9 protein-coding genes are annotated in these 12003 nt (G+C 66.6%); 3 read left to right on the plus strand and 6 right to left on the minus strand.

What is annotated here, in order from left to right; all coding sequences use genetic code 11:
* Both QRO95_RS23800 and QRO95_RS23805 read left to right on the plus strand, forming a co-directional pair.
* Positions 1–492 (plus strand): GNAT family N-acetyltransferase (locus QRO95_RS23800; RefSeq protein ID WP_285303614.1); only part of this gene is annotated, 492 nt, incomplete at its 5' end.
* Positions 493–607: 115 nt separating this feature from the next.
* Positions 608–2044, plus strand: coding sequence for a GGDEF domain-containing protein (locus tag QRO95_RS23805; protein WP_032129387.1), 1437 nt, complete (start codon positions 608–610; stop codon positions 2042–2044).
* Here the strand turns inward: QRO95_RS23805 and QRO95_RS23810 are convergent.
* Together QRO95_RS23810 and QRO95_RS23815 are read right to left on the minus strand one after the other, a co-directional pair.
* Positions 2041–3867: a methyl-accepting chemotaxis protein gene (locus QRO95_RS23810; RefSeq protein ID WP_285303615.1), complete on the minus strand. Its 1827-nt coding sequence runs from the start codon at positions 3865–3867 to the stop codon at positions 2041–2043. The two genes, QRO95_RS23805 and QRO95_RS23810, sit on opposite strands and share 4 nt — an antisense overlap.
* Positions 3868–4122: 255 nt before the next feature.
* On the minus strand, positions 4123–4668 hold the full coding sequence (locus QRO95_RS23815; protein WP_049400559.1) for a GNAT family N-acetyltransferase: 546 nt from the start codon (positions 4666–4668) through the stop codon (positions 4123–4125).
* 152 nt (positions 4669–4820) lie between these two features.
* Here QRO95_RS23815 and QRO95_RS23820 point away from each other — a divergent pair, with 152 nt between their 5' ends.
* Positions 4821–5909: a DUF5694 domain-containing protein gene (locus QRO95_RS23820; RefSeq protein WP_285303616.1), complete on the plus strand. Its 1089-nt coding sequence runs from the start codon at positions 4821–4823 to the stop codon at positions 5907–5909.
* 39 nt (positions 5910–5948) lie between these two features.
* Here the strand turns inward: QRO95_RS23820 and QRO95_RS23825 are convergent, their stop codons facing one another.
* The 4 genes from QRO95_RS23825 to QRO95_RS23840 form a co-directional block, all read right to left on the minus strand.
* The gene (locus QRO95_RS23825; protein ID WP_049400551.1) at positions 5949–6179 is read right to left on the minus strand and encodes a hypothetical protein; all 231 of its coding nucleotides are present in this window, start codon (positions 6177–6179) and stop codon (positions 5949–5951) included.
* 62 nt (positions 6180–6241) lie between these two features.
* Positions 6242–8431, minus strand: a complete 2190-nt coding sequence (locus tag QRO95_RS23830) for a PAS domain S-box protein (RefSeq protein ID WP_285303617.1) — start codon at positions 8429–8431, stop codon at positions 6242–6244.
* Positions 8432–8638: 207 nt separating this feature from the next.
* Entirely contained in the window at positions 8639–11026 is a 2388-nt protein-coding gene (locus QRO95_RS23835; RefSeq protein ID WP_285303618.1) for a Tex family protein, read from the minus strand.
* Between the two features lie 207 nt (positions 11027–11233).
* Complete coding sequence (locus QRO95_RS23840; RefSeq protein WP_005410085.1) at positions 11234–11449, minus strand: hypothetical protein; 216 nt, start codon at positions 11447–11449, stop codon at positions 11234–11236.
* Positions 11450–12003 lie beyond the last annotated feature (554 nt).

Consider the following 12003-nt stretch of genomic DNA (forward strand, 5'->3'; position numbering starts at 1 on the left):
CGTCCACTGCACGTGGATGAGGCTGCCGCCTGGGCCGGCTATCTCTCGCTGCCGGGCGTGACCGAGCACACCAGCTGGGGCGACGTTTCCGAAAGAGCACTGCGCTGCCAGATCGCCGGTTACCTGCCCACGGCAACGGACCAGCGCTGGGCGCTGGTGGGCGCCGACAGCCAGCTGATCGGCACCGTTGGCCTGAACGGAATCGACCTGTCACATGGCCGCGGCGAACTTGCCTATGATCTCGATCCGCGCTGGCAGGGTCAGGGACTGGCCACGCACGCAGCACGCGCGGTGCTCGAATGGGGCCATGCCGTACTCGCCCTGGTCCGAATCCAGGCGACTGTCCTGGACAGCAACGCCCGCTCGATCGCCGTGCTGGAACGCCTCGGCATGCAGCGCGAAGGCCTGCTGCGCGCTTACCGGCGGGTTCGAGGACAGCCCCGTGACTTCTGGATGTACGCCCGCGTCGAAGGCTCCGCGTCACCATGCTGAAACACAACTGCGACTTCCGGCAAGCTTTGGAATAGACGCAGCGCACACTTTTCTTGCAAGCCACACGTGCTTCTGCCTATCGTGATCCCAGCCGGAGCTGGGGGCGGGGGAATGCATGACGTTGCGTGCGGCACTGTTTTTTCTGGTCACGCACGCGCTCGTCATTGCCTTTGTTGGCCCGCAGGACCCGGTCGGCTCCTACCTGATGCTGATCACTGCGCCGTTGCTGGCTGCACTGGCCTGCGTGCGGCGTGCGCGTGACAGCCGCCAGGCGGCCTGCAAATGGCGGACGCTGGGCGCTGCCGTGGGCCTGTTCTCGCTGGCCCTGCTCGCCCTGCTGTACCGCAATGTGGCCGGCCTCGATCCTGCGCAGATGACCGTGTCTTCGCTGATCCTGTACGTGTTCTACCGCATCCCCCTGACCTACGTAGCCGCCAGCCCGGGCGGCGGCAACCGCTGCATCCGCGCGGTGGACCTGCTGATCATCGCGCTGCTGTGGTTGTTGTACTTCGGGCACACGCGGGCGATGGCGCATTTCAACGCCGCATTGTGGACGCAGTGCCTGAACGCCATGAGCAACCTACAGAACAGCCTGGTGTTCTGCTTCGCGCTGATCCGCTTCCTGGCCGAGGACAATCCCGACCGCCGCGATTTCTTCCGGACACTTGCGATCTACGCGCTGGGCTATTTCCTGCTGGCGTTCTACATCAACACCTACCAGCCGCAGCTGCCTGACGGCAACTGGGGGGACCTGCTGATCAGCGGACTGTTCGTGGTGCTGGCCGTCATGGCCGCCAGCAAGCGCCGCTATCCGGCGGTGGAGGTATCGCGCAGCCTGCGCCGCATCGTCGACGCCGGCGTGCCGTTGATGCTGCCCTTGCTGCTGATGATGGTGGCGCTGCTGGTCGCGCGCCTGCAGCCCACCCTGGCCACGGTGGGCTTCATTGGTGCCATGCTCGGTTATGCCCTGCGCAGCGTGCTGAGCCAGGTGGAGATCCAGCGCCAGCGCGATGAGCTGGAAACGCTGGCGCGGCGCGATCCGCTGACTGGGCTGGGCAACCGCCGCAGCTTCGACGAATCTCTTGGCAATGCCCGTGGCCGCGCACGCCGCCAGGGACTCGGGCTGGCGGTACTGATGATCGACATCGACCACTTCAAACGGCTCAATGACACCTATGGCCATCCGGAGGGCGATCGTCGCCTGCAGTCGGTCGCCGCCATTCTTGATGGCTGCCTGCAACGAGGTGACGATCTGCTGGCGCGCTATGGCGGCGAAGAGTTCATCGCCGCCCTGCCCTCGCCCGATGCCGCCCACGCACTGGGCCTGGGCGAACGGCTGCGCGCTTCGGTCGAAGCCGCAGCCCTGCCCGCCCCCGAGGCCACCGTCACCATCAGCATCGGCGTGGCCTGGCAGGCACCCGGCGAAGACCGCGATCCGCGCGACCTGGTCGAACGCGCCGACCAGGCCCTGTATCGCGCCAAACATGCCGGTCGCAACTGCGTACGCGGCGACACCGATAGCAAGGAAGACCCGTCCGGTCGCCGTGCCTAGACCGCGTGCAGCCCCGCTGTTCCGTGCCGGTGCCCGGCCCCGCCCTGCACGCGGAAGCTGGCCACGGTCTGCAGCAGCTGCGCCGACTGCTCTTCCATGCTGCGCGCCGCCGCCGACGCCTCCTCGACCAGGGCCGCGTTCTGCTGGGTGCCCTGATCGATCAGGTCGACCGCATGATTCATCTGCTGGATATCGTCGCTCTGCTGCTGCGAGGCCGTGCTGATTTCAGTCATCAGGTCACTGACCCGGCGCACGTTGGTCACGATTTCATCCATGGTACGGCCCGCGCTCTCAACCTGCGCCGTGCCGGCGCCCACATTGGCAACCGACTCATCGATCAGGTGCTTGATCTCCTTGGCTGCGCTGGCCGAACGCTGCGACAGCTCGCGGATCTCCGTGGCAACCACGGCAAAGCCGCGGCCATGTTCACCGGCACGCGCAGCCTCCACCGCTGCGTTCAGCGCGAGAATGTTGGTCTGGAAGGCGATGCCGTCGATCACTCCGATGATGTCGACGATGCGCCGCGACGAGGCATTGATCACCGCCATCGTCTCGACCACCTCATGCACCACAGTGCCGCCTCGTGCGGCGACGTCGGCCGCTCCGCCGGCCAGCTGGCTGGCCTGGCGCGCGTTGGTGGCCGTGCGCTGCACGGTCTCGGCCAGGCCTTTCATCGACACAGCGGTTTCCTCCAGCGAGGCCGCCTGCTGCTCGGTACGCTGCGAGAGGTCGCTGTTGCCCTGTGCGATTTCGGTCGCGCCGACTGCGATGGTGTCCGCGGCGAACTTGATCTGGCCGATGATCGCGGCCATCGCCTCGACCAGCAAATTCACGCCTTCGCACAGTTCGGCGATCGACCCGTTCTTGTCGGCGGTGGCCACGCGCTGGGTCAGATCGCCCTGCTTGGCGGCAGCCACCACCTCGCGGGTCTGCGCCACGGCGCGCTGCATGGCCTGGTTCTCGTGCACCTGCGCGGTGATGTCGGTGGCGTACTTGACGACCTTGAACGGCTTGCCATTGAGGTCCAGGATCGGGTTGTAGGATGCCTGAATCCAGACCTCGCGCCCGCCCTTGCCCAGGCGCCGATACTGGCCGGCGTCATATTCGCCGCGCCCGAGCTTCTCCCAGAACTGGCGATACTCGACGCTGCTGCGATGCTCAGGCTCGACAAACAACGAATGGTGCTGCCCGCGCACTTCGTCCAGGCTGTAGCCGGTAGCGGCCAGGAAATTGCCATTGGCCGACAGGATGCGGCCATCCATGCTGAACTCGATCACCGCCTGCGATTTGGCGATCGCGGCCAGTTGCCCCGCCGAGTCGGCCGCCTGCAGCTTCTGCGCGGTGATGTCGGTCGCGAACTTGACCACCTTGTACGGCCGCCCCTGGCGGTCCAGCACCGGGTTGTACGAAGCCTGGATCCAGATCTCGCGCTGACCTTTGCCGAAGCGGCGGTACTGTCCGGCGTCATATTCGCCACGCCCCAGGCGCACCCAGAAGTCGCGGTATTCCGCGCTGCGCGCCTGCTCGGGGTCGACGAACAGGGAGTGATGCTTGCCCTGGATCTCCTCCAGCCGGTAACCCATCGCCTGCAGGAAATTGTCATTGGCCCGCAGGATGGTGCCGTCGAGCGCGAACTCGATGACGGCCTGCACGCGATGCAGCGCGGCCACCTGCGCTTCCAGCTCGGTGCGGTCGGTCATCGCCGCCTCTGTGCTGGTGCGTTGCTGCGGCGCCAGCACGCCAAGCAGCGCACGCCACGGCGACCAACGGGTATGCAGCTCGGCCGGCGCCTGCGCGCCTGCCGTGAAGCCTGGAATGAGCATTGTCTGATCCTCGGTGTCCGGTAAGCGGTTGTGACCCGACGGGCGGGATGCCCGGCGGCAACATCAGTTGCCAGGGACTACAGGTGCCAACGGGCACCTCTCGAGCGACTGCCAAGAACGTCTGCTGCGGGTGCGATCGGCATCTGGAAGCGGCGGAACACACTGCGCGGACCGCCCGTCGGGGGCAGCCTGGGGTCCTGCGGCGGGTGACTGGAGCGGGATCCAGAGGGAGTATCGGCGACGCCGTCGGCCGCTTTAGCGGGATTCCGCGACGTCCGTCGCAACTCTGTGCATTGCAGCGGGAATGCGGTAGACGATTGCCGTGTACTTCACGCCCTGCTCACGTGCCACTGCCTGCCCACCAAGGGACTCAGCCAATGCACGGCTGGACCGGTTCCGTTCCGCCACCGGGTAGCGGAACGCAGCACAGCGAAGGCGCCCGGAGGCCGCCGACCACACCGCCGCCACTGCCTCGCGGCCATAGCCGTGCCCATGCATCACTTCTGCGATCCAGATGCCCAGTTCGGGTTCTGCTTCACGGGCTCGATGCAGGCCTGCCAGGCCAAGGAATACCCCATCCCCGCGCCTGCGGATCACCAACGTGATGTCGGTCCCGTCGGCGATGGTAAGCAGCCACGTCCGCCAGACGGCAGCAAACGCCTCCTTCGAGGGTGGCGGCTCAAACGCCATATAGCGGGTCAGCCCGGGTGTGATTGCCACAAATGCCTCGTCGGCGTCACCGGGCGTGAATGGCCGGAGGTGCAGCCGCGGACTGTCGATGGTCCAGTCGTCCAATGTCATCTTCTGCATCGCCTGGGCATTGCGTACAGCATCGCTCAGCAGAAGGATGCAGCTCAAGGCAGAAAGGTTTACATGACCAATGCGGGATTCCCCAGCAGGAGAAAATGACCAGCATGAAGGCCCCGCAGGATGCTTATCGACATGGAGATCGCATGTTCCCTCGCTTTGCCAGCCTTCTCTTCCTGGCCCTGTGCAGCAGCAGCGCGCTGGCCAACGACGCCGCCTATCGACCCGCCTTCCACCCCGACCAGCTGAAGGGACCACCCGCAGGACGCCCGAACGAAGTGCTGGTGCTGGGCAGCCCGCACCTGTCCAGCCTGCCGGAGACCTTCACGCCGGCGATGCTGGAACCTCTGCTGCAGCGCCTGGAAGCCTGGCGGCCCACCGCGATCGCGGTGGAGAACCTGTCCGGCCCGCAGTGTGACTTCATGCGCCGCAATCCGGCCCGATACGCGGAGAGCGTAGCGGACTACTGCGTCGATCCGGCACCGGCGCAGGCCGCCACCGGCCTGGACGTGCCCAGCGCCAACGTGGAGATGGAACGCCTGCTTGCGGATTGGCCGAAGGCGCCAACCGCTGCCCAGCGGCGCCGATTGGCCGCCGTGTTCCTGGCCGCGGGCGAAAGCAGCTCGGCAGTCGTCCAATGGCTGCGGCTGTCCAGGGAAGAGCGACGTGCTTCGGACAGCCTGACACCGGAACTGGTGCAGTTCCTCGACACGCGCATGGCCCGCCGCAACGAGGCCGGACTGGTGGCCGGCGTACTTGCGGCACGCCTGGGGCTGGAGCGCCTGTGGTCGGTCGACGACCACACTGCAGATTCGCCAACACCGGAATCGCAGCAGAAGGCCTACGCTGCCGCCATACGCGGTGCCTGGGACAATTCCTTCGTCAAAGCGCGCAGGGCGGCCGATGAACGACTGGAGGCCAATCTTGCTCAACCGGATGGATTGCTCGCAATGTATCGCGCCTACAACACACCCGAGGCCGCGATGGTGGCCTTCAACAGCGATTTCGGCGCGACCCTCGTCGAGCCCTCGCCGGAAGGCTTCGGCCGCAACTACGTGGGCTACTGGGAAACCCGCAACCTGCGCATGGTCGCCAACATGCGCGACATCCTGGGCCAGCATCCAGGCACCCGCATGCTGACGATCGTCGGTGCCTCGCACAAGGGCTACTACGAGGCTTACCTCGATCTGATGCACGACGTGCAGCTGGTCAGTTCGGATGAAGTACTGCGCTGACGCAACATGACGTGGAGGATGCGGTGACCATCCACCGCATCACTCCACCGCGTTCCTGCCCGTCCGCCACAGCACGATGCTGGCGGCACCGATACAGGACAGCGTGAACACCAGCAGGGCGACCGCGCCGCCCTGCAGTACCGGCAGCAGGGCCTGCGCGTGAAGGTCGCCGCGCAGCTGTTCCGCACGCAGGCAGGCGGCCAGCGCGAGGCACCAGCCAACCATCGCCGGGGCGTAGGCCCGCATCGCAACCGGGTTCCAGACCTTCATGGGATCACCTGCATGAGTGGATGTGCGCGCAGTATTCGCGCACGCCCTCTCACAGGCTGAGATCAGCCTTCGGCGGCTTCGGAATCATCGCCGGGCAGCTCACTGGCCTCGCCCTGCACCTGTACGTTGTTGCGACCCATTGCCTTGGCCCGGTAACACTGGGCATCAGCCGCTGCCACGGCCTGGTCCACGCTCATCCCACCCGCCAATGGCGAGATACCGATGCTGGCACCCACATGCAGGCGGTCCCGGTCCCACGGAATCGACAGCGATGCCAGGGTGTGCAGCAGTTCACCGCCGATGCGCGCGGCACGACGCGGCGTGCAGCCGGACAGGATCACTGCGAATTCGTCGCCGCCCAGACGCGCCACTACGTCCGAATCGCGCACACCGTGGCGCAGCACGCTGGCCACCGCCCACAGCACGGCATCGCCAGCCAGATGGCCCCAGGTGTCGTTGACCGGCTTGAAGCGGTCCAGGTCGATGTACATCAACGACGCGGCCTGGCCAGTTCGCTCGACGCGGGTGATCGCCTGCTGCAGATGCACCTCGAAACCGCGACGGTTGCTCAGCTCGGTGAGCGGATCGATCTCGGCCAGATGGCGCGCTTCGCGCTGGCGCGCGCGCTGCTGGGTGTCATCACGCAGTACCCACACTGCACCGCGTACATGACCTTCATCATCGCGCAGCCAGGCACGGGTCAGGTCGACCGGGATCGTGGCCGTGCCCAGGCGCAGCAGAAGATCGGCGTGCAGGTCCACCGCATTGCTTTCCGGGTCCAGCAGGACCGACACATCCAGTACCGAACCGGGCGCATATTCGGTGGTCAGTGCCAGCACGTCCTGCACCTTGTGCCCGGCCAGCGACAGCGCGCCATCACCCGCCAGGGTGCGTACTGCGGCGGCATTGGCGTAGTCGATACGGCCATCCAGGCTGACACTGAGCACCAGGTCGGCAACCGCATCAAGCGTGATACGGCTGCGCTGCTCGCTCTCGAACAGGCGCTGCTCGCTGCTGCGCTGGGCGCTGATGTCCTGGATCTGCGACACGAAATGCAGCGGTTCACCGTGCTCGGTGCGCACCAGCGACACCGACAGCCGCGCCCAGATCACCTTGCCGTCGCGATCGAGATAGCGCTTTTCCAGGTGGTAGTGGCTGCGCCGCCCGGCCAGCAGATCCTGCACCAGGGCCAGGTCGGTCTGCAGGTCATCGGGGTGGGTCAGGCGCTGGAAATCAACCTGCAGCAGTTCTTCGCGGGGGTAGCCCAGGATCCGGCACAGTGCGTCATTGACGTCCAGCCAGCGTCCTTCCAGCGACACCAGCGCCATGCCCAGCGCCGCCGACGTGAACGCACCGGCGAATTTCTCTGCCGACAGGCGTGCTTCGGCGCGCGCCTGCAGGATCTCGGTGATGTCGATGGACATGCCGACATAGCCGATCCGCGCGCCGCCGGCACCATCCATGCGGCTGATCGACAAGCGCACCTGGCGTGGCTGGCCATCCTTGCGCCGCAGTGTCCACTGCCGTGAATAGGTCTGCTCATCGGCGCGGGCGCTGAGTGCTTCAAACGCGCCCGGCAGGCTTCCGTCCGCAGCCGCCAGCGGACGCAGCCAGGCCGCCAGCTCGTCCGGATCGTGGAAATCACCCAGTCGCCGCTGGCCGACCACTTCTTCCGCGCTGTAACCCAGCAGGCGTTCCGCGCCGGTATTGAACAGGGTGATGGTGCCTTCGGTATCGGTCGCGATCACCGCCACCTCATCGGACGCGTCGACCACGGCCTGCAATCGCTGCCGGCTCTCGGCCGCATCCTGCCGCGCCTGCTGCAGCTCGGTCACGTCGGCGTGCGCACCGGCCATCCACAGCGGTCGTCCCTGCCCGTCCCATTCGAACACGCGGCCACGGTCGTGGATCCACATCCACTGGCCATTCTTGTGGCGCATGCGCAGCAGGCAGACATAGTTGTCGCTGCGGCCTTCGAAGTGATCCTCGAGTGCCGCGTCGGACAGGACGATGTCGTCGGGGTGGACCAGCTTCAGGAACGTCTTCTGGCACACCGGCTCCAGCTCTTCCAGGCGATAGCCGACAATCTCCGCCCAGCGCGCATTGACCCGCATTTCGCCGGTCTGCACGTTCCATTCCCAGGTACCGGCAGCGGTGCCGTCGATGATCATGGCCAGGCGCCGGCGCTCCTCTGCCAGTTCCTGCAGGCGCCGCTCGAGCAGCCCGTTGCCGTTGTTTCCCTGGCCCGCCATCAATCCGGTCCCCGGCCCGCACAGGCGGGCAGCAGCCGCAGCACAACGCTGCAGCCCTCAACGAAGACAACGGGTCCTGCTGGCGTCATGGCCCTCCCCAGCGACAGCGGGGAGGCCAAACGCCCCCCTCAGGCGCAAGTGTGCGCAATCACGGGGAAAATCGACAAGTCCCCCGCCACGAATCAAGCGTGACGGGGGACACGGTCCTCAACTGCGCTTGGCGCGGGCGAAGGCCTCGGCCAGGGCGTTGTTGGCCGGGGGCGCGGACTGAGCGGGACGGTCGCCATTGCCCTGGCCCCGGTTTGGCCCGCGGTTCTGGCCGCCTGCGTCGCGGCGCGGCCCCTGCCCCTGGCCGCGATCATCACGCTGGCCCGGGCGGCTGGTGGCCTGCCCAGGGGTGTCGTCCAGGCGCCGGGTCAGGGCGATGCGCTTGCGCGCCACGTCCACCTCCAGCACCTTGACCTTGACGATATCGCCGGCCTTGACCACGTCGCGCGGGTCCTTCACGAAGGTATCGGAGAGCGCCGAGATGTGGATCAGGCCATCCTGGTGCACGCCGATATCGACGAAGGCGCCGAAGGCGGCCACGTTGCTGACCACACCTTCCAGCACCATACCCTCGCGCAGGTCCTTGATGTCCTCGACGCCCTCGGCGAAGCGCGCGGCCTTGAACTCCGGACGCGGGTCACGGCCCGGCTTTTCCAGTTCCTTCAGGATGTCGCGCACGGTCGGCACGCCGAAGGTGTCGTCGGTGAACTGTTCTGCCTTCAGGCCGCGCAGGAAGCTGCCATCACCGATCAGCGCCTTGATCGGGCGCGCGGTGCTGGCCACGATGCGCTCGACCACCGGGTAGGCTTCGGGGTGCACCGCCGAGGCGTCCAGCGGCTGGTCACCATCGGCGATACGCAGGAAGCCGGCGCACTGCTCGAAGGTCTTCTCGCCCAGGCGCGCGACCTTCAGCAGGTCCTTGCGACGCTTGAACGGGCCATTGTCGTCACGATGGCGCACGATGTTCTCGGCCACCGTGGACGACAGGCCGGACACGCGCGACAGCAGCGCGGCCGAGGCAGTGTTCACGTACACGCCCACGGCATTCACGCAGTCCTCGACCCGCGCATCCAGTGCCCGCGCCAGGCGGTACTGGTCCACGTCGTGCTGGTACTGGCCGACACCGATCGCCTTGGGTTCGATCTTGACCAGTTCGGCCAGCGGATCCTGCAGGCGGCGCGCGATGGACACCGCGCCACGCAGCGACACGTCCAGCCCCGGGAATTCCTTGGCCGCGAACTCGGACGCCGAGTACACCGACGCGCCCGCCTCGCTGACCACCACCTTCTGCAGCTTCGGGTTGGCGGCAGCCTTGATCGCTTCGCCGGCCAGCTTGTCGGTTTCGCGGCTGGCGGTGCCGTTGCCGATCGCGATCAGTTCCACGTTGTGCTTGGCGCACAGCTGCTTGATCGTCTGCAGCGACTGCTCCCACTGGCGGCGCGGCTCGTGCGGGTAGATGGTGTCGGTCGCGACCAGCTTGCCGGTGGCATCGACCACGGCAATCTTGCAGCCGGTGCGGATGCCCGGATCCAGCCCGAGTACGGTCTTCGGGCCCGCCGGCGCGGCCAGCAGCAGGTCCTTCAGGTTGTCGCCGAACACTGCGATGGCTTCGGCCTCGGCCTTTTCGCGAGCCTGGTTGAACAGGTCCAGCAGCAGATGGGTGTGCAGCTTGGCACGCCAGGTCAGGCGGCAGGCATCCAGCAGCCAGCGGTCGGCGGCGCGGCCCTGATCGGCGATGCCGGCCTTGCGCGCCACGCGTCCTTCGGCGTACTGGTGGCCGGCCTCGGCCTCGTTGCCCGGGTCCAGCTCCAGGAACAGGATCTCCTCGCGGCGCGCACGGAACAGCGCCAGCAAGCGGTGCGAGGGAATCTTCGCCAGCGCCTCGGCATGCTCGAAATAATCGCGGTACTTGGCGCCTTCGGTTTCCTTGCCCTCGGCCACGCGGGCACGGATCACGCCGGTCTCGCCCAGCCAGGTGCGCAGCTCACCGACCAGCGCGGCATCTTCGCCCCAGCGCTCCATCAGGATCGCGCGTGCACCTTCCAGCGCAGCCTTGGTGTCGGCCACGCCCTTGTCGGTGTCGACAAAGGAAGCCGCGAAGACCTGCGGGTCCTGCGTCGGGTCGGCCAGCAGGCCATCAGCCAGCGGTTCCAGACCGGCCTCGCGGGCGATCTGGGCGCGGGTACGGCGCTTGGGCTTGTACGGCAGGTACAGGTCTTCCAGCCGGCTCTTGGTGTCGGCGGCCAGGATGTCGTTGCGCAGGTCGTCGCTGAGCTTGCCCTGCTCGCCGATGCTGGCCAGCACCGCCGCGCGACGGTCTTCCAGTTCGCGCAGGTAGGTCAGGCGCACTTCCAGGTTGCGCAGCTGGGTGTCGTCCAGGCCCCCGGTCACTTCCTTGCGGTAGCGCGCGATGAACGGAACGCTGGCGCCCTCGTCGAGCAGGCCGACGGCGGCACGTACCTGGGCGGACTGGGCACCGATCTCGTCGGCGATGGTCTGGGCGATCTGCTGGGCGAGCGCGCTCTGGGCGTTCTTGGCGTCGTGCATTGCTTCAGGTCTGTGCCGCGTTACGGGAAGACCCCATTCTGGCAATCCACGACGGAGCCGGACAAGGCATTGACAGGGGGCGAGGTTCAGCAGCGAGGCCGGAGTGGACGCCGGCATCCTGGCGAAAAGAGGGCTCGGACTGGCCCTGGGCTGGGATGCCGGCGCGGGCGCGCGATGGTGGGCGCGCCCTGCCGCGTGTTGCGGAGGTCAGCGGTAGTGGCGGGCGGCGCGCTGCATGACGATCTCGTCACGCATGCCTTCCAGGGCCATCAGGCGGACCTTGCCGACACCCTGCAGTTCCATGAACCGCTCCGTGTAGAACTCCGGCCCCAGCGCGGTGTCGGCGCGGGATTTGCTGAAGCCGTAGGGCACCACGCCCTTCTCGCCATCCTTGCTACCACCGACATAAAGAACGATTGCCATGTGATGTATTCCTCCAAATTGCTACTGCGTACTGCACTCGATGAGCGATGCTGCGAGCTCATCGAGGGAGAGCTTACCGCGTCGAACCTGACTGGAACGTCACGAAGGCTAATGACGATCGGTTGCATGCAGATGACTGCGGGATCGCAGCAGAATGCTTACGGATCTTTAACTTCCGACTAACGAATCGGGGGTTTCCAGCCAACGGCGCAGCCCCTCGTGGGTGGTTTGGGATGATCGCGGAAAGCCGGTTTCCTGTGGGCTGCCCGGGTGGGTGGGGCTGGCGGGGACGCCGTGAACCCGTCCCTGGCGGCTTAGCCGCGGCATCCATGCCGCGGATACCCCGCCAGCCCAACCCACCCGGCCGTTGACAGATTTCTGCTGCGTCTACCACCCACGGAGAAGAAAAAAGAAGATCAAAAGCAAAAGCAGCCTGGCTGGCCGCTTTTTGTAGAGCCGAGCCCACGCTCGGCTGCTTTCAGACCAGTCCGCGAAGCCGACCGCAGGCTCGGCTCGCGAGCAAGCGCAGCGCGCGACCCGCTTCTGCTGTTCTT

It is taken from the genome of Stenotrophomonas maltophilia group sp. Smal13, from assembly GCF_030236855.1.
In the GTDB taxonomy this organism is placed as follows: Bacteria; Pseudomonadota; Gammaproteobacteria; order Xanthomonadales; family Xanthomonadaceae; genus Stenotrophomonas; species Stenotrophomonas maltophilia_A.

Bases quoted from the DNA above. Each gene is read 5' to 3' on its own strand.
- QRO95_RS23805 (WP_032129387.1), top strand. From the start codon at position 608: ATGACGTTGCGTGCGGCACTGTTTTTTCTGGTCACGCACGCGCTCGTC.
- QRO95_RS23810 (WP_285303615.1), bottom strand. From the start codon at position 3,867: ATGCTCATTCCAGGCTTCACGGCAGGCGCGCAGGCGCCGGCCGAGCTG.
- QRO95_RS23815 (WP_049400559.1), bottom strand. From the start codon at position 4,668: ATGACATTGGACGACTGGACCATCGACAGTCCGCGGCTGCACCTCCGG.
- QRO95_RS23820 (WP_285303616.1), top strand. From the start codon at position 4,821: ATGTTCCCTCGCTTTGCCAGCCTTCTCTTCCTGGCCCTGTGCAGCAGC.
- QRO95_RS23825 (WP_049400551.1), bottom strand. From the start codon at position 6,179: ATGAAGGTCTGGAACCCGGTTGCGATGCGGGCCTACGCCCCGGCGATG.
- QRO95_RS23830 (WP_285303617.1), bottom strand. From the start codon at position 8,431: ATGGCGGGCCAGGGAAACAACGGCAACGGGCTGCTCGAGCGGCGCCTG.
- QRO95_RS23835 (WP_285303618.1), bottom strand. From the start codon at position 11,026: ATGCACGACGCCAAGAACGCCCAGAGCGCGCTCGCCCAGCAGATCGCC.
- QRO95_RS23840 (WP_005410085.1), bottom strand. From the start codon at position 11,449: ATGGCAATCGTTCTTTATGTCGGTGGTAGCAAGGATGGCGAGAAGGGC.